The organism is Pseudomonas sp. KCJK8993 (genome assembly GCF_046230915.1).
Classification (GTDB): Bacteria; Pseudomonadota; Gammaproteobacteria; order Pseudomonadales; family Pseudomonadaceae; genus Aquipseudomonas; species Aquipseudomonas piscis.
The window spans coordinates 1-18550 of sequence record NZ_JBJJLO010000127.1; the positions used below are offsets into that span (position 1 = coordinate 1).

Below are 18550 nucleotides of genomic sequence, written 5' to 3' on the forward strand. Positions count from 1 at the left end.
GCTCCAAAAAACTGCCCCGAAGACTTCCCAGGTGTGGTTTTTTCCAGACAGGCCGTCGAGCCAGCCGGCGCAGTAAGCAATGACAGAGACGATAATCGAACAAGGTTTGATCTCCCTGCAGGGCATAGGCAAGAGCTATCGGCTGGCAGAACAACCTCTGCATATCCTCAAGAATGTTTCCCTGTCCATCGATGCCGGCGAAAGCTGCGCCATCCTCGGCGCCTCGGGCTCCGGCAAGAGCACCCTGCTGAATATCCTCGGCCTGCTGGACCTGCCCGACAGCGGCGACTACCGCTTCGCTGGCCACGATATCTTCCGCGCCAGCCCCGATCAGTTGGCGGCGATCCGCAACCGCCAGATCGGCTTCGTGTTCCAGAGCTTCAACCTGCTGCCGCGCCTCAGCGCCCTGGACAATGTGGCCCTGCCCCTGAGCTACCGCGGCGTAGCCCGGCGCGAATCCCTGGAGCGGGCCATGCACATGCTCGACCAGGTCGGGCTCGGCCAGCGTGCCGATCACCGCCCGGCGGACCTGTCCGGCGGCCAGCGGCAACGGGTGGCCATCGCCCGGGCGCTGGTGGGCGAACCCTCGGTAATCCTGGCCGACGAGCCCACCGGTAACCTCGACAGCCACACGGCCCGGGACATCATGGACCTGTTGCTGTCGCTGAACCGCGAGCGCCAGGTGACCCTGATCATCGTCACCCACGACCCGGGCATCGCCCAGCGCCTGGAGCGGCAGATCCGGGTCAACAACGGCGTGGTGCAAGAGGCCTGCCCGGCATGAGCCTGATGCTCGAGCAAAGCGCCAGCCAGCTGCTGCACGAAGCCTTCGTCAGCCTGCGGACCCTGGGCAAGCGCTCGATCCTGGCTTTGCTGGGCATCGTCATCGGCAGCTCCTCGGTGGTGGCCCTGATCAACATCGGCCATAACGCGGCAGAGGACGCCGCGGCGATTTTCCAGGACATGGGCACCGATACCCTCGCCGTGCAGTTTCCCGATACATCAGGCAGCAAGGCCCAGATGCCTGCGGTCCTGGATATCGACTACCTGTATCAGCGCCTGCCACACATCCTGCATATCGCGCCCGTGTCACTGTTCAGCGGCCCGGTGGTCTTCCAGGGGCGAAGCACCAATGCCGGCCTGGTGGGCAGCACCGCTCCGCTGGCCCAGGCCATGCGCCTGCAATTGCTGGAAGGTCGTTTTCTCTCGGTATTCGACGCGGGTGAAACCTATGCGGTGATCGGCGCCAACATCGCCCGGACCTTGAGTACGCCCCATCACCCGCTGCGGCTAGGGGACCGAGTCCGCGTCAACGACTACCTGTTCCAGATCATCGGCATTCTGCGCGAACAACCCTCCGCGGTATTGATCCCGGTACAGACCAACGACTCGCTGTTCATACCGCTGGAAGGCATGCGGCGAATTTCCCCCTCGCCCCAGATCAGCAACCTCATCGCCCGCGCGGCCCCGGCACAGGACATGAACCAAGTGGCCAGCGACCTGCTGCAGGCATTGAAAAGACTCGTCCCGGGACGGGGCGTCGAGGTCCAGATACCACAGCAGATCATCGATGGCATGACCCGACAAAGCCGCACCTTTGGCTATTTGCTGATGGCGCTGGGGGGGATCTCCCTGGTGGGCGGTGGCGTTGGCGTCATGAACGTGATGTTGATGAACGTCTCGGAGCGGCGCCGGGAGATCGGTATCCGCATGGCCTTGGGTGCCCGGCGCCGGGACATTCGCAACCTGTTCCTGCTCGAGGCGGTGACCCTGACAGCCGTTGGGGCCTTGTCAGGGGCGCTCCTGGGAATCAGCGCCGCCTATCTCTATGCCCGGGTCTCCGGTTGGGCGTTCGTCCTGGCGTCCACCTCACTGCCACTGGGTGTCGGTAGTACCTTGCTCATCGGCCTGTTCTTCGGCCTGTATCCGGCGCTTTCGGCCTCTGCCCTGCAACCGGTGGAGGCCTTGCGGGATGAGTGAACGTATCGTCGCCCTGTTGCTGTGGTCATGCCTGCTCAGCCCATTCGCCCTGGCCAAGGAGATGGATGTGCTCAGCCAGGCATCGGCCCCCAGCATGCGCAATATCCGCGGGCACCAGGACGGCGCCACGCTGCTGGGCCAGCAGGTCGATCTGACCCTTGCCGACGCGGTCTACCTGGGGCTGCGCAACAACCGCACGATCCGCAGCTCCTACCTGGACCGTGTCGTGCAGAGATACGACCTGCTGGTCGCGGAAGACACCTTCAACCCCAAGTTCGACATCAACGGCAGCTACCAGGCCAACAGAGGCACTAACGACCGTGTACGCAACGCCACGCTCAAGCCCTCCTCGACCCTGCTCACCGAATACGGGACTCGGCTGAGCATGGCCTGGAACCAGGAGCTGACCAATGCCAACCGGGCCGGTTACAGCCGCCGGGACGGGCTGGACCTGGCCATTATCCAGCCGCTGCTCAAGGGCGCCGGCTGGGATGTCACCACCGCGCCGCTGCGCCTGGCACGCCTCAACGAACAGGCCAATCGCCTGAACCTCAAGGCTGGCGTGGCGCAAACCATCTCGGCCGTCATCAGCGCCTACCGCGACCTGCTTCGGGCCCAGGAGCAATTGACCATCGTGGAGGCGGCGCTCAAGCGGGCCAATGCCCTGCTCGACGTGAACCGGGCCCTGATCGCCGCGGGCCGAATGGCCGAATTCGAGATCGTGCAAACCGAGGCCGATATCGCCAGTCAGGAACTGGGGGTCGAGGATGCGCGCAATCAGGTCGACAGCAATCGCCTGTCACTGCTGCGCCTGCTGGCGCTGGACCTGTCGGCCCGGGTCCGAGCCAGCGATGCTTTGCAGGCAACGCAGATCAGCATTGGCCGCCAAGAGGCCCTGCGCCTGGCCCAGGTCCAGCAGCCCAACTACCTGGCGACCCTGCTGGGCAGCCAGCAGGCCGATCTGAACCTGGTCGTGGCCAAGAACCAGGGACGCTGGGATGTCTCGCTGGTGGCCGGCGCCAATCAGATTCGCGATCGCTACGATAATGACAGCGGCGATGGTTCGAGGCGCAACTGGGACAGTTATGCCGGGGTCCGGGTGCAAATTCCCATCGGTGACCCCAGGACCCGCCAGCCGGAGGTCCAGGCCCGGATTGCCGTGGAAAAGCAGGAGCTGACCATTGCCGAGGCCCGCCAGGAACTGGAACGCAATGTCAACGATGTGGTGCGCGACCTGGGTACGCGCTGGCGCCAGTATGAAATCTCCCAGCGTGCCGTTGAGTTATCGCGGCGCAAGCTGGAAATCGAACGGGAAAAACTCAGCGCCGGGCGCTCCAGCAACTTTCAGGTACTGAGCTATGAAAATGATTTGCGCACCAGCGAAAACGCGCGCCTGAACGCCCTTATTGCCTACCTCAACGCCCAGACTCAACTGGACCTGACGCTGGGCACGACCTTGGAGACCTGGGACATTGAGCTCAACGACTTCTGATCTCAAGAAACTACGCAAACGCCGTATCCAGGCTGGCGTTGCCGTCGCCCTGTTGGTCGTGGCCGGTGCCGTCGCGGTCAACTATCGCACCCCGGCCGAGCCGCAACCCGGCAAAGGGCAGTGGATCGAAGTGAGCAACGCGCCATTGACCCACCAGATCGGCCTGGTGGGCAAGATCGAACCCTTGCAGACCATCAGCCTGGTAGCGCCCTTCGACGGCAATGTGCTGGCCAACCTGGTGGAACAGGGCCAGCGGGTCGAAGCCGGCCAGGTGCTGCTGAAAATGGACCCGAGCCTGATCGAGATCCAGTTGCGCGAAGCCTTGTCGGTACAGCTTAAGGCGCGCCGCACGGTGCAGGAATTGCAGGATTGGAACAACAGCCCCCAAGTCTCCAGGGCCCGACGCACCTTGCGAACCTCGCAGATGACCGTCAGCAATACCGAGCGCAAGCTCAACGAAAGCCAGAACCTGTTCAACCGGGGCATCATCCCCCGCAACGAACTGGATGACCTGACCCAGCAGTTGCAGACCCAACGCATGGACCTGACCGCGGCCCAGGGCGAATTGCAGCAGGCACAGGAACAGGGCAAGGGCGAGTACCGCCAGATCGCCGACATGGAACTGACCAATGCCACGGTCAAATACGAGGCCTTGCGCAGCTTGCTCGCCGGCAAGGACGTCAAGGCACCTTTTGCCGGGATCGTCGTGCCGGCCCCCGGGATCACCCTGGCGCAAGCGGCCTCGGCCGCCACCTCGGGCTCGATACAGAACGGCAGCAAGGTCGGCCAGGGCCAGCCCCTGTTCGGCCTGGCCAATATCGAACAGCTGAAGATCGTCAGCAAGGTCTCGGAGCTGGACATCAACCAGCTACGCCAGGGCCAAAGCGTGGAGATTCTTGGCGATGGCTTCGATGGCGAGCGCCTTCGCGGCCAAGTGGACATCGTCAGCAGCCTCGCCTTGCCGGCAGATGCCTCGGGCGGTAGCGCTCAGTTCCCGGTGACCCTGTCGATTCCCAAGCTGGCCCCGGAGCAACTGCAACGGGTGCGCCTGGGCATGAGTGCCCGGCTGACCATCATCACCTACAGCAACGACCAGGCGATCGTGGTGCCCCCCGCGGCGATCCAGCGCAGCGCCGAAGGCATGAGCGTGGAGTACCGCCCCGCAGCCGACCAGCCGGCCCGGCGAGTGCCCGTGACCACAGGCCAATCCACAGCCGAGGGCGTGGAAGTGTTCGGCCTGCAAGCCGGCCAGGTACGCCTGCCCGAGGGCCAGTGAACACCCAGGAATGACATGGCTTGCCAGCCTTGTGGAAACAGCAGGCATAAAAAACGCCCCGCAGGGCAATGCCGATCGGTTAAGGCAATCAGGCGCGAAGCTTGCCCGCGATGGCGTTCAGGGCGCTGCGTTTATCCAGCCAATACGCGCTACCGCTAACGACCATCGCGAGCAAGCTTCGCTCCTACAGGGGAACACATGCCCCCCGCGAGATCTCCGTTGCGCTCAGGTTCAGCGCAGGGCCCGGCGCAGGACCTTGCCGACGGTGGTCTTGGGTAGCTCTTCGGTGCGGAACTCGACGTAACGCGGCACCTTGTAGCCAGTGAGGTACTCGCGGCAATGGGCGAGCAATTGCTCCTGGGTCAGGTTCGGGTCCTTGCGTACCACGAAGATCTTCACCTTCTCCCCTGTCACGCCATCCTCGACGCCAATGGCCGCCACCTCCGCCACGCCAGGATGCAGGGCCACCACATCCTCGATCTCGTTGGGGTAGACGTTGAAGCCGGACACCAGGATCATGTCCTTCTTGCGGTCCACCAAGCGGATGAAGCCCCGTTCGTTCATCACCCCGATATCACCGGTGGAGAGCCAGCCATGGCGATCCAGGACCTTGGCGGTTTCCTCCGGCCGCTGCCAGTAGCCCTTCATCACCTGTGGGCCACGCACCTGCAACTCGCCCTCCTCGCCGATCTTCGCCAGTTGGCCGTCCTCGCGCATGAAGCGCACCCAGGTAGACGGCAACGGCACCCCGATGGTGCCGCTGAAATCACTCTCGCGCACACGGGCAACCTCGATCGGGCTGATGCTCACCACCGGCGAGCATTCGGTCAGGCCATAACCTTCGACGATCGGCACCCCGGTGACTTCCTTCCAGCGCTGGGCCACGGCGGTGTGAGTAGCCATGCCACCGGCGATCGTCAGCTTCAAGTCGGAGAAGTCGCGCCTGCGGAACTCCTCGTTCTCCAGCAGGCCATTGAACAGGGTGTTGACCCCGACGATGCCGTTGAACTTCTCCTTGCGCAGGATCATCTGCACCCGCTTCACGTCACGGGGGTTGGCGATCAGGATGTTGCGCCCCCCCAGGCACATGAACATCAGGCAGTTCACCGTCAGCGACAGCACGTGGTACAGCGGCAGCAGGGTGACGTTGGTTTCCTGCTGGTTCTCGTCCAGCTGGTCACCGACCCAGGCCTTGGCCTGCATCAGGTTGGCCAGGATGTTGCGGTGGGTGAGCATGGCGCCCTTGGCATCGCCCGTGGTGCCGCCGGTGTACTGCAAGAAGGCGATGTCGTCCTGCGCAAGGTCCACCGGCCGGTACTCCAGCACGGCCGCCAGCTTCATCATCGCCGGAAAGCCAATGGAACCTGGCAGGTTGAACTTGGGCACCTGCTTCTGCACATGGCGCAGGATGAAATTCAGCGCTGCGCCCTTGAAGGTGCCCACCAGGTCGCCGATGGAGGCCACCACGATGTTCTTCAACTTGCTCCCGGGCATGGCCTGTTCCAGGGTGTGGGCGAAGTTCTCGAAGATCACCACCGTCTCGGCGCCGCTGTCCTTGAGCAGGTGGCGCAGCTCATGGGCGGTGTACAGCGGGTTGACGTTGACCACCATGGCGCCGACCAGCAGCGTCCCGAACAGGCAGATCGGATATTGCAGGCAGTTGGGCATCATCAAGGCCACCCGGTCGCCCTTCTTCACGCCCTTGGACTGCAACCAGGCGGCGAAAGCGAACACGCGCTTTTCCCACAGGTCATAGCCCATCTCGGTGCCGATGCTGACATAGGCCACCCGTTGTCGATACTTGTCCACGTGTTCGAGAAACACCTCGCGCAATGACTGATAGCGGTCGATGTCGGCTTCGATATCGCTGGGTACACCCGGCATATAGGCGTTGAGCCAGATACGCTCGACGGGTTGCAGGCTTGCGACGCTCATGGGCAGTCTCCTTGTTATTTTATTTTTCGACGATGGCGGTTACACCCAACCCGCCTGCCGCACAGACGGAAATCAGTCCGCGGCCTCCACCGCGCTCGTGGATGGCCTTGGCCAGGGCTGCCAGCAGGCGCCCGCCGGTGGCGGCAAAAGGATGCCCGCACCCCAGGGAGCCGCCGTTGACGTTGAGTTTGGCCCGGTCGATGCTGCCCAGCGGCCCTTCGAGCCCGAGCTTGTCCCGGCAGTAGTCGGCATCCTCCCAGGCCTTGAGGGTGCACAGCACCTGGGCGGCGAAGGCTTCGTGGATCTCATAGAAGTCGAAATCGCCAAGCCCCAGCCCCTCCCGGGCCAGCATGCGTGGTACCGCGTAGGCCGGCGCCATCAGCAGGCCCTCGGTGCCATCGACGAAGTTCACCGCCGCGGTCTCCCCGGTGCGCAGGTAGGCCAGCACCGGCAGGTTGTTGGCCGCGGCCCACTCCTCGCTGGCCAGCAGCACCACCGAGGCGCCATCGGTCAAGGGTGTCGAATTGCCGGCCGTCAGGGTGCCGCTGTTGCGGTCATAGGCCGGCCCCAGCCCGGCGAGCTTTTCCAGGCTGGCGTCGGCGCGCAGGTTGTTGTCCCGCGCAAGGCCGCGATACGGCGTCATCAGGTCGTCGAAAAAGCCCCGCTGGTAGGCCGCATTCAACCGTTGGTGGCTGGCCAGGGCCAGTTCGTCCTGGGCCAGGCGCTTGATCTGCCAGCGCTTGGCCATTTCTTCGCAGTGCTCGCCCATGGACAGGCCGGTGCGCGGCTCGCCGTTACGCGGCAGCAACGGCTTGAAGAACATCCCCGGGCGCACCTTGAGCAAGCTGCGCAACTTGTTACCGGTGCCCTTGGCGCGATTGGCCGCGAGCAGGGTGCGACGCAAGCCCTCGTTGATGCCGATGGGCGCGTCGGAGGTGGTGTCGGAGCCCCCGGCGATCCCCACCTCGATCTGCCCCACGGCGATCTTGTTGGCCACCAGCAGCGCCGCCTCCAGCCCGGTACCACAGGCCTGCTGGATGTCATAGGCCGGGGTCTGCGGCGACAGCGTGGTGGACATCACGCACTCGCGGGCCAGGTTGAAGTCCCGCGAATGCTTGATCACCGCCCCCGCGGCGAACTCCCCCAGGCGTTGCCCGGCAAGACCGTACCTGTCTACCAGGCCTTGCAGGGCCGCCACCAGCAGGTCCTGGTTGCTGTCGTTGGCGTACACCGTGTTGGAACGGGCGAACGGAATCCGGTTGCCACCGATGATCGCCACCCGGCGCACCGGCGCCGGATTGAAACTGTACTCAGTCATTACCGAGCTCCCCAGGTCAGTAGGCCGCGCATGTGGGGCTTGTCGCCCGCGCTGTTGCGCACTTCGAATTCATGGCGCGGGCCGTCGGGCACGCGACTCCACAGGCTCACCGAGGCCGGCAGGAAGATCGGCAGCTTGAACTCGCAATCCAGCTGCGCCACGGCCAGCGGATGCGGTGGTTGTTGTGCCGCCAGGGCCCGGCCCAGGGTCCACATGCCATGGGCGATGGGCCGGCGGAAACCGAACAGCCGCGCCCCCAGCCAGGAGGTGTGGATCGGATTGAAGTCGCCGCTGACCTTGGCGAAACGCCGGCCCAGGTCCCCGGCCAGGCTCCAGCGTTGGGTGCGTACCAGGGCCTGTTCGTCCAGCTCCAGCGCGCCCGCCCAGGGTTCGCCCACAGGGCCGGAGACGCCCCGGCGCAGGTACAGGCTGTCGCCCTCCCAGACCAGACCGCCGCCACTGAAGGCACGAGTGGCGATGGACAGGGCCTGGCCCTTGGGATGAGCCACCCAGCGTTCGGCAAAGACTTCCAGGCGCAGGGCCTGGCCCTCCTCCAGGCGCTGATGCTGGCGAATGCGGTTGGCCAGGTGGACCATGCCACTGGCCGGATAGGGAAAGGTCCGGCTGGTGAGCAGCAACAGATGCAGGGGAAACGCCAGGGTATGGGGGAACGACAGCGGCACCCCATGCTCGCGGCGGAACCCGCAGGCCTGGGCATAACGGGCGACCTGCGTCGCCTGCAGCTCCACCGCCGGGCGCACCAGGCGCTCGGTAGGAAGCTGCGGTGCAGTCTCCAGCTTGGGCTTGCGCAAACCGCGCAGGCCGTCGTAGAGCAACTGGCCACGGGACGGTGGCGGCTCGATGATGCGAATCACGGAATCGGCGCTCATGGCTCAGGCTCCCAGCAGGCTTTGCCCGCAGACGCGGACCACCTGTCCATTGATCCCGCCGGAAGCCGGATGGGCCAGCCAAGCGATGGTCTCGGCCACATCCACCGCCTGCCCGCCCTGGGACATGGAGTTCATCCGCCGTCCCGCCTCGCGGATCATCAACGGGATCTTCGCGGTCATCTGGGTTTCGATGAATCCCGGAGCCACGCCGTTGACCGTGATCTGCTGGCGGGCCGCCAGGGGCGCCAGGGCCTGGACCAGGCCGATGACCCCCGCCTTGGAGGTGGCGTAGTTGCTCTGGCCGAGATTGCCGGCGATACCGGAGATCGACGACACGCAGACAATCCGCCCGCCTGGATTGAGCCCCTGCCCCTCCAACAGCGCCTGGCTGAGCAGCAACGGCGCTTGCAGGTTGACGGCCATGACCTTGCGCCAGGCGGCCTCGGTCATCTTCGCCAGGGTCTTGTCCAGGGTGATGCCGGCGTTATGCACCACGATATCGAAAGCGCCCTGCTCAGCGACGAACGCCAGCAGGCGCTGGCCGGCATCGGCCGCGGTGATGTCCAGGGCCAGGGCGCTGCCACCCAGGCTGGCGGCGGCCTGTTGCAGCTCGGCCTCGCTCTGCGGGATGTCCAGGCACACCACCTGGGCGCCTTCGCGCGCCAGGACCTTGGCGATGGCCAGGCCGATGCCGCGACAGGCGCCGGTAACCAGGGCCCGGCGCCCTCCCAGGGGGCGCTCCCAATCCAGCTGCCGAGGCACATCCACCGGTTCGCCGATGCGCACCACCTGGCCCGAGACATAGGCCGAGCGCCGGGACAGAAAGAAGCGCAGGCTGCTGTCCAGCTCGGCTTCGGCACCGGGCTCGACATACAGCAGTTGTACGGTGATGGCCCGGCGCAGTTCCTTGCCCAGGGAGCGCACGAAACCTTCCAGCGCGCGCTGGGCCACGGCCTGGGCCAGTTCCGTACAACGCTCCGGCGGCGTCCCCAGGATCAGCACCCGGCCATGGGCGGTCAGGCGCCGGACGTTGGCATGGAAGACGCGATACAGCTCATCGAGCTGGGCGACGTCGCCCAGCCCGGTGGCATCGAACACCACGCCCTGGACCTTCACGGTCGAGGGCGCGTTGATGCTTGCGGCCTGCGCCGCCACGATATCGGTGGCGGCGAAGATCCGTTGCAGCTCGCCCAGCAGGCGCCCCTCGGGCGCCGCAGCGAGGATCACCGGGTTGATCAGGTTGCCGCCCTGCCCCTCGCGGTTGCGCTGCAGCGGCACCGGTTGTGGCAGGCCGGTGCGCTGGGCCAGCCAACGGCCCCACCCGGAATTGACGAACGAAAGATAACCGTCGGACATATAAGGATTCCAATCAAAACCAGTAGAAGATCAATAGGCCGAATCGCTGGCCGTCACCGCGTCTTCGCTGCTGGCGCTGCGCTTGCGCGAGGCCGGCTTGGCGCTTTGTTCGAAATGCGCCTGGCGTTGTTGCAAGGCCTCCAACAGACCGAAATCCTGCGGGAAGTCGTCTACCTGGATCGCGTGGTCGCCGTATTCCACGTAGCGGTCGAGCAACTCGTCCTCGTCCTGGCTGATCAATTGCAGTTCCCGGGCCTTGAGCCGCCATACCTCGAAGGCGTCGCGGGAGATCGGCAGCGGCCCCAGGGTGCCCTGCTTGATCGCCGGCTTGAGTCGCGCCTCGATCAGCTCGACCTGCGGTTGCAGACGGAACGCCAGTTCGCCGTAGGCCAGCTTGTCGATATCTGGTTGCGGGATGTAGGAGTCGGCCAGCAGGCGGTCGCGGGTCGCGCCCGGGGTCTGCACCAGTTCCGCCACCTGTGCCAGCAGATGATCGCTGGGCTTACGCTGAGGGATGCCCAACGGGAAGCTCAGGCCACGAATGATCCGCGCCGCCGCCTTGGACGGGTAGTTTTCCAGCACCTCGGCCAGGGCCTCGTGAGCTCGCAGCAGTGCATCCTGGGCAGCCCAGTGCACCAGGGGCAGGTCGGCCTGGGGCCGGCCGTCGTCCTCGAAGCGTTTGAACACGCAGGACAGGATGTACAGCTGGGAGAGGATGTCGCCCAAGCGCCCGGTGATGCTTTCCTTACGCTTGAGCGCGCCGCCCAGCACGCCCATGGAGATGTCCGAGGCCAGGGCCAGTACCACCGACAGGCGCTCGACCTGGCGGTAGTAAGGCGCCAGGGCCTTGTCGGTGTTGCCCGGGGCCTTGATCAGGCGCCCGCCGGTAACCGCATGCACGGCCGCGCGCACGGTGTTGGCAAAGACGAAGCTGATGTGGCCGAACATGGCGCTATCGAACGCTTCCAGGCCCTTGCGCCCGGTCTCGCGAGCCGCCTCCATCTCGCGGAACACATAAGGATGGCAACGGATCAGCCCCTGGCCGTAGATGATCAGGCAGCGGGTCATGATGTTCGCGCCTTCCACGGTGATGGCGATCGGGCTCTGCTGGTAGGCGCGGGCCAGGAAGTTGTTGGGCCCCATGCAGATGCCCTTGCCGGCGACGATATCCATGCCGTCGTTGACGATGATCCGCGCGCGCTCGGTGACGTGGTACTTGGCGATGGCCGAGATCACCGAGGGTTTCTCGCCGGCATCCAGGGAGGCCACCGACACCCGGCGCACCGAATCACAGGCGTACAGGTGCCCGGACATGCGCGCCAGGGGCGCCTGGACGCCCTCGAACTTGCCGATGGGCAGGCCGAACTGCTTGCGCATCGCCGCATAGGCGGTGGTGCCACGGACCGCGACCTTGCCCAGGCCGACGTTGGACGACGGCAGGGAAATCGCCCGACCGGCGGCCAGGCACTCCATCAGCATGCGCCAGCCGTTGCCCACCTGCGCCGCGCCGCCAATCACCCACTCCAGGGGAATGAATACATCCTTGCCGGTGGTCGGGCCGTTCTGGAACACCGCGTTCAGCGGCCAATGCCGACGTCCGGTATTCACTCCCGGATGGGTGGTGGGAATCAGTGCGCAGGTGATGCCCAGGCTGCCCTTCTTGCCCAGCAGGCCGTCCGGGTCTTCGGCGCGAAAGGCCAGGCCCAGCACGGTGGCGATCGGCCCCAGGGTGATGTAGCGCTTGTCCCAGGTGACACGAAAGCCCAGGACCTCCTGGCCCTCGAACTGGCCCTTGCAGACCACGCCAGTATCGGGAATGGCCCCGGCGTCGGAACCGGCATAGGGGCTGGTCAGGGCAAAGCATGGAATGTCTTCGCCACGGGCCAGGCGCGGCAGGTAGTACTGGCGCTGGGCCTCGGTGCCGTAGTGCAGCAGCAGCTCGGCCGGGCCCAGGGAGTTGGGCACCATGACCGAGATCGCCGCCGCCGAGCAGCGGGTGGAGAGCTTCATCACCACCTGGGAATGGGCATAGTGGGAGAAACCCTTGCCGCCGTACTGCTTGGGAATGATCATCCCCAGGAAGCCGGCATCCTTGGTGTACTGCCAGGCCTTGGGCGACAGGTCCTGCCAGACCTGGGTGGTTTCCCAGTCGTTGGCCATGTCGCACAGGGTTTCCACTTCGTTGTCCATGAACGCCTGTTCCTCGGCGCTCAGGCTGGCCGGCGCGGCGCCCAGCAGGCGCTTCCAGTCGGGCTTGCCGCTGAACAGCTCGGCATCCCACCACACGGTGCCGGACTCGATGGCCGCGCGTTCGGTATCGGACATGGCCGGCATGATCTTGCGAAACATCGCCAGGGCCTTGCTGGTGAGCAAGACACGGCGCAGGGGCTTGACCGTCATCAGGGCCGCTGGCAGCACCACCAGCAACACGCCCAGGACCAGCCCCAGGGTGCCCACCAGGCCCAGCAGATGACCAGCCGCCAGCCACACCAGGCCGGCGCCCAGCCACAGGGCCGCGCTCGCCTGTCGATACGCCAGGGCCAGCGCCGCGGCAACTCCCACCAATAACCAGACAATCATGGAATACCTCTCTTGTTCTAACGAGACAGCTCCTTGGAGCCCGGGCGTTGTGCCGGCCCCTCGGAAACCACACTACAAAGGAACCAAGCGCGTTTCAAATTTTATTTTGAAATTTTTATTTAACGAATTTCAGCAAAACGAAATGGCCGAACGGAGTCAGCCTGGGGGTTGGAAAAATGAATGAAAACGGGCCCTGGAACGGCCCGTTCAGCCAACGACAGCAGCGCAATCCTTTGGCGCTGCCGTTGGCTCTGGCGGTGCTTCGTCCTTAGAAGCTATAGGTGGCGGAGAGGCTCACCACTTCACCCTTGGCATCGACCTTGCCGTCCAGGCGGGAACCGCCGAGGCGGTCCTGGTTGACGGTCTTGAGTTTGGCTTCCTTGACGAATTGCCGCGAGTAGGCGCCGTCGATGGTCAGGCCGGGAATGGCCTTGATGTCATAGCCAAAGCCCAGGGAGGTGAACCAGCGATCGTTGTCCGGAATCCGCGGGTCACGGGTCGAGCTGCGGGTCGGGGTCTCGTCGAATGCCACACCGGCACGCAAGGTCAGCTGGTCGGTGAGGCGATAGTCGCCGCCCAGGGAGTACATCATGGTGTCTTTGTACTTATACGGGATGGAGACGATGGTGTTGCCTTGGGACTTGAGGGTCAGGTCCTTGAACGATGACCATTGGGTCCAGAGCAGGCTGGCGCCCATGGTGAAGCGATCATCGAACACATGCACCCAGTCCAGGCCGGCGGTTGCAGGAACGTCCAGTTCTGCAGAAGCCTTGGCTCCGTCCGGGAACAGCTGCAGGCCGGGATAGGCCGCTTCAACCAGGGTCTTGTCGCCGAACGCTGGGAACGTCATATGTTGGCGCCCCAGTTCATCGGCATGGATATTGTAGCGGCCCTTCATATTGTTCTTGATCTTGGCGTGATAGTTCAGGCCCAGGGTGTCACGATCGGTGGGTTTCCAGACCACCCCGGTGAACCAGCCTACCGAGGTGTTGTCCACCTTCACCCGCATCAGGTTCGCCCCTGCTCCTGATGGAAAACCTTTCAACGACTCCCCCAATCCAGGAGAGAGTGCCGCGGCCCCGCTGAGGTTGAGGTTCTGGCTGACGAAGCCCTGGCTTCGCTGGACGATGAGCCCTCCCCCCACGGAAAAGTCATCCCTGACCTTGTACGACAAGGAGCCGGTCAGGCCCACGGTCTCGATCTTGGTATCGACCGCAAAGTCACGGAGCTTGGAGCCGTTCTGGTCCCAGGTACTGCGCATGCCCATGGGCACCACCTGGCTGAGACCGAAGGCGAACCGATCATTGATCGGCATCACCATGAACCCTGTCGGCAACCAGGCGGTAAAACCGCCCTGGCCGCCATTGCCATTCAGGGGAACAGCCTCAAGCGCTGGAATGCCGCCCCCATCCACAGGCAGCATGGTTGCCGGCTGCCCCTGATAATCATAGGCATCACCTTTGTACTTCATCTTGATGCGAGCGTAGTCGACCGTCAGATGGACGATGTTGCGATCGATAAAAGCCATGGCCGCCGGGTTGTTGAACGCCGCACTGGGGTCGTTCTTGAACAGCGAGCCTCCCCCGAAGGCTCGACCCCACCCAGGAGCCCCGTAGGTCGGAGTAGCGAAACCACCCGCCTGCACCGAGCCAGAGCCGATGAGGCTTCCCAACACTGCCAGGCCAATGGCCGCCTGGAGTTTGTATTTCTTGTTATCCATGCCCTACTCCTTACTTACCTTACTTATTGTTATCGGCTGCGATCGGTTGCCCCACCGATCCTGGGTATTGCAGCAGGCATCTGCGGTGAGGCGCCTGTTTCCAGTTAAAGCAAAAAATGGCCGTTCATATATGGTTATGGCGCCCCCCTAAAATCCGGAGCTGGGTAACGGAGCCGTGATATTAAAAATATCAATCGCCTGCGCCCAAGTGACATTCAAGGCACTAAAAACCAACATTATTGTTGCTGAAAAAAATTGCGCTCGCGAAAACCCAAAATCTTATGAATAGCACCTGCAACAAAACTGAAAACACCAAACTCCAAGACCGGCTCTGTGCTTTGATACATGACATAAAACAATCATGGCCAGCTCAACCCCTTAGAATAGGCACTTCGAAAGAAGTGCCTATTTTCAGCGCTACTCGCACACTTACAGCGTTCGATCCTGTTTCATTCCGATACCTTGAAGCGCGGATTTGGATTGACACTCAAATTAGTGATCGTGCAATTTCCCACCTGCTGCGGAGAGCTGATCCACAGTCGATTTTGATCATTGCTCCAGTTGCCAGTGATAGTCGCTGGAGTATCGCTACAATCAGAAAGAACTTGGAACATGACACCGGAGACGGTGCCGCTGGTGGTACTCGTAGCAGTCAAGGTCCAAGGCAGGTTCTTCAACACCGGTACACGGCAGAGGCGATTACTACCGCTGACAGTGGCACCGGTGATCATGGCCTTGGAACCATCTGCCGTCACATTGCCGCTGAAATTAATATTACAGCTCACCGGTATATAAAGTGAGGCGGGAGACCTTACCGTAATAGTGCCCGGGGCAGTGAAATTTGCCCCTTTAGGTTCAATGGTCGCCGCGTTGACCATCGACGTCACGCCCAGACAGATAACACAAGAAGCCACAGAAAACAGAGTTTTTACAGTGTTCATCGCGTTATACCTCTCACGTTTGGACTCGACCAGATATCCATTCAAGTTATTGTTAGTTAATGCATCACACCTCAACTTTCAGTTACGTTACAGATCGGTCTCAAGCACCTTGCAACAGGCACCCCAAGCGAGGTGCCTGTTTTTCCAGCCAGTGATCAGCAGGCTAGAAACTTACACCTGCATCAGTTCGATACAGTGAAACGTGGATTTGGGTTGACGCTCAAAGCAGTGATCTTGCACTTGCCGACGGTTTGCGCCGAAGGAACGCTCAGGGTGTTGGTCCCGTTGTTCCAGGCAATATTGATGGTGACCGGAGTAGCGCTGCAGTCGCTGAGAATCTTGAAGTTCACGCCAGACACAGTACCCGAAGTGCTGTTTGCGGGAGTCAGAGTCCAAGGCAGGTTCAGCAATACCGGTACACCGCACAGTGCGTTGGCACCGCTGACAGTGGCACTAGTGATGGTGGCGTTAGGGCCGTTCACGGTGCCGGTGAAGTTGATGTTGCAGGTCACCGGCTGATTGAGCGACGCAGGCGAAGTGACAGTGATAGAGCCCGGAGCCGAGAACGGACCGGTAGGGCTGATAGTCGCTGCGCTGGCCATCGACGCGGCGCCGAGGCAGATGGCGAAGGAAGCGACGGATACCAGAGTCTTGATGCTTTGCATTGTTGTTTTCCTCAAGAATTAGGCAACAGTTGTTGCCAGGGGGTTATCAGCCTCGCCAGGTTGTCGATGACGCCATCGGCACTCCGGTTCGACCGAATTCGATACTGGAGCGCGCCAGGGTGATATCGGTGCCGCTTGGACAGCCGGGGCTGTCCAATCGCTTGCAAGATCATCAGCGTCCCTCCTTGGATTCTGTTTCTACTCAGGGCGCCACCCGGAACGTGGGTGGCATCTGGATCGATACGGTCTTGATGGTGCAGCCGCCGTCGAGGCTGACCTGGGCCGCTTCGAGCTTGCCGGTGCTGTTGTTCCAGCTGCCTTCGGCGGTGCTCGGCCCGCACTCGCCCCCCACCAGGGGTGCGTGCACCGTGACTCGGATACCGGACATGGCGCCGCTGGTTTCATCCTTGGCGACCAGCTTCCAGGGCAAGTGCGTGGCTTCGACCTGGCCACACTTGAGCCCGCCGCTGAAATCGACTTTCTCGACACTGGCATAGCTGCCGTCGGCGCTGACCTTGCCGCTGACCTGGATGGTGCAGTCGGCGTTGATGATGCTCTTGGCGAAACTGATGGGGCCCTTGGCGGTGAACGGCGTATTGGCTGGCTCGATACGCGCGGCCTCGGCCGCGCCCATCAGCGACACCCCCACAAGGACCACGAACAGACGGGCTGCGAATAGCGGTGAGATAGACATCCGTGACTTCCTTACAGTTGCTTATTGTTGTTGTCGGTCAACGTGTTCAAGGACTTCTGTCTTGCTTTGCTCACCGCTCAAGGGGCGAATCACAGGCGAACACAACCTGTTCACGAGCACTTGAGGCGGTGAGCAGTAAAGCTAAAAGCGGTATCTCAATCGGTTGCGTTGAAGCCGTAACGCTTGAGGATCTCGGCGCGCTTGGCCGGGTGGATATTGGCCAGCCGCACGTCACCCGAGTAGTGAGCCAGCACCCGGTGATCCATCAGCCGGCGCCAGAGGAACGGCACGTAGGCCCAGACGATCATGGTGGCGTAGCCGTAGGGCAGTTGCGGGGACTCGTCGAAGTGGCGCAAGGCCTGGTACGCACGGGTCGGGTTGGCATGGTGGTCCGAATGCCGCTGTAGTTGGAACAGGAAGATGTTGGTGACGATCCGGTTGCTGTTCCAGGAGTGACGTGGCGAGCAGCGCTCGTAGCGACCGTTGGCCTGTTTCTGACGCAGCAGGCCGTAGTGCTCCACGTAGTTCACCACCTCCAGCAGGGAGAAACCGTAGATGCCCTGGATCACCAGGAACGGGATCACCGCAGCGCCCAGCCAGGCGATCAGCACGCCCCACAGCACCGCGCTGTAGGCCCAGGAGCTGAGCACAGTGTTTTTCCAGTGCAAGGTCGGCAGGCCCTGCTTGCGCAACCGCTCGCTCTCCAGGTGCCAGGCCGAACGCAGGCTGAACCAGACGGTGCGAGGCAGGAAGCTCCAGAACGACTCGCCGAGACGCGAACTGGCGGGGTCTTCCGGTGTGGCCACGCGGACATGGTGCCCGCGGTTGTGCTCGACGAAGAAGTGTCCATAGAAGGTCGAGGCCAGGGCCAGCTTGGCCAGGAACTTGGCCATCGGCAGGTTCTTGTGCCCCAGCTCATGGGCGATGTTGATGGCGATGCCAGTGGCCGCCCCGGTGGACATGGCCATGCCCAGGTAGGTGAACCAGGTCACGCTGCCGTGCAATTGCGAACGTTCGGTAACGAATGCCGCGAAGTTCGCCAGGCCGCCCTGCAGGTGCAGCTGTTCGCTCAGCTGGACCAGGCCCCCGGCCATGATCCAGTCCACCCCATGGACCGCCATCCAGGCGGTGACTATCAGGGACAGCACCGAGAGCACGGCGCAGCTGTAGACGATGAAACGGTAGTAGGGTTGTTTTTCCAGGTCTGGAACGGCGGATTCAGGCGGGTTGCTGGTGTCTTCGCCAATCAGGCCGTCGATCAAGGGGATCAGGCCGAAGATCACCAATACTCCGATCCACCAGGACAGCTGGATTCCGGTAAGGAGCGCGAACACTCCAGACAACAAGGGGGTGATCATGGGCAAGGTACCCAGCCACCACAAGTGACGCTTGCCATCGGTCCAGACTTGAGGTGCCGCCACTGAAATACTCATGGCAGCCTCCGCAGGATGGCAGTGGACAAGGATGCTATAAAGGAAAGCGCATCAGCGCTGTCCGAAGCGTGAATGAATGAAGATGAAGCGTGAAATGGCGGTATTTTCATTATTTTAACCACTCAATTGCACTTTCAAAAAAAACATTCAAAACATTTTTTTAAAAGAAATAGCGCGGATTCGATAGCTCGTCAACTATTTTTTCAGTCTGTTCTGAATGTCGCCCATAAAGCAGTTACAGCTGCTGCCAAAGTCGTCGCCGGGCCCCCG

At 62.8% G+C, this 18550-nt stretch carries 14 protein-coding genes; 4 read left to right on the forward strand and 10 right to left on the reverse strand.

Annotation, left to right across the window (positions count from 1 at the left end; translation table 11 throughout):
- Positions 1-106 precede the first annotated feature (106 nt).
- From ACK6AU_RS27520 to ACK6AU_RS27535, 4 genes are read left to right on the forward strand one after another with little or no spacing between them, the layout of a single operon-like run.
- Complete coding sequence (locus tag ACK6AU_RS27520; protein WP_409302669.1) at positions 107-784, forward strand: ABC transporter ATP-binding protein; 678 nt, start codon at positions 107-109, stop codon at positions 782-784.
- Complete coding sequence (locus tag ACK6AU_RS27525; protein WP_409302648.1) at positions 781-1980, forward strand: ABC transporter permease; 1200 nt, start codon at positions 781-783, stop codon at positions 1978-1980. Before ACK6AU_RS27520 ends, ACK6AU_RS27525 begins: the two co-directional genes overlap by 4 nt.
- Positions 1973-3472, forward strand: coding sequence for a TolC family protein (locus ACK6AU_RS27530; protein WP_409302650.1), 1500 nt, complete (start codon positions 1973-1975; stop codon positions 3470-3472). Before ACK6AU_RS27525 ends, ACK6AU_RS27530 begins: the two co-directional genes overlap by 8 nt.
- The gene (locus tag ACK6AU_RS27535) at positions 3453-4748 is read left to right on the forward strand and encodes an efflux RND transporter periplasmic adaptor subunit (RefSeq protein ID WP_409302652.1); all 1296 of its coding nucleotides are present in this window, start codon (positions 3453-3455) and stop codon (positions 4746-4748) included. The genes ACK6AU_RS27530 and ACK6AU_RS27535 overlap by 20 nt, the downstream gene beginning before the upstream one ends.
- Positions 4749-4979: 231 nt before the next feature.
- Here the strand turns inward: ACK6AU_RS27535 and ACK6AU_RS27540 are convergent, their stop codons facing one another.
- The 10 genes from ACK6AU_RS27540 to ACK6AU_RS27585 form a co-directional block, all read right to left on the reverse strand.
- Positions 4980-6683 carry an AMP-binding protein gene (locus tag ACK6AU_RS27540; RefSeq protein WP_409302654.1) on the reverse strand — a complete coding sequence of 568 codons (1704 nt, stop codon included), beginning with the start codon at positions 6681-6683 and terminating at the stop codon, positions 4980-4982.
- A 19-nt stretch (positions 6684-6702) separates the two neighbouring features.
- On the reverse strand, positions 6703-8001 hold the full coding sequence (locus ACK6AU_RS27545; RefSeq protein ID WP_409302656.1) for an acetyl-CoA C-acetyltransferase: 1299 nt from the start codon (positions 7999-8001) through the stop codon (positions 6703-6705).
- Positions 8001-8891 (reverse strand): MaoC family dehydratase, encoded by an 891-nt coding sequence (locus tag ACK6AU_RS27550; protein ID WP_409302658.1) that lies wholly within the window; start codon positions 8889-8891, stop codon positions 8001-8003. The genes ACK6AU_RS27545 and ACK6AU_RS27550 overlap by 1 nt, the downstream gene beginning before the upstream one ends.
- Before the next feature lie 3 nt (positions 8892-8894).
- A complete protein-coding gene (locus ACK6AU_RS27555; protein WP_185698858.1) occupies positions 8895-10247 on the reverse strand; it encodes a 3-oxoacyl-ACP reductase in 1353 nt (450 codons plus the stop codon).
- A gap of 30 nt (positions 10248-10277) precedes the next feature.
- Positions 10278-12827 carry an acyl-CoA dehydrogenase gene (locus ACK6AU_RS27560; protein ID WP_409302660.1) on the reverse strand — a complete coding sequence of 850 codons (2550 nt, stop codon included), beginning with the start codon at positions 12825-12827 and terminating at the stop codon, positions 10278-10280.
- A gap of 268 nt (positions 12828-13095) precedes the next feature.
- A complete protein-coding gene (locus ACK6AU_RS27565) occupies positions 13096-14547 on the reverse strand; it encodes an outer membrane protein transport protein (protein ID WP_409302662.1) in 1452 nt (483 codons plus the stop codon).
- Between the two features lie 449 nt (positions 14548-14996).
- Positions 14997-15488: an alkane oxidation protein activator PraB gene (gene praB / locus ACK6AU_RS27570; RefSeq protein ID WP_409302664.1), complete on the reverse strand. Its 492-nt coding sequence runs from the start codon at positions 15486-15488 to the stop codon at positions 14997-14999.
- 182 nt (positions 15489-15670) lie between these two features.
- Positions 15671-16153 carry an alkane oxidation protein activator PraB gene (gene praB / locus ACK6AU_RS27575; RefSeq protein ID WP_409302666.1) on the reverse strand — a complete coding sequence of 161 codons (483 nt, stop codon included), beginning with the start codon at positions 16151-16153 and terminating at the stop codon, positions 15671-15673.
- A 202-nt stretch (positions 16154-16355) separates the two neighbouring features.
- Entirely contained in the window at positions 16356-16847 is a 492-nt protein-coding gene (praA, locus tag ACK6AU_RS27580; RefSeq protein ID WP_185698854.1) for an alkane oxidation protein activator PraA, read from the reverse strand.
- 155 nt (positions 16848-17002) lie between these two features.
- Positions 17003-18280, reverse strand: coding sequence for an alkane 1-monooxygenase (locus ACK6AU_RS27585; protein ID WP_185698853.1), 1278 nt, complete (start codon positions 18278-18280; stop codon positions 17003-17005).
- Positions 18281-18550 lie beyond the last annotated feature (270 nt).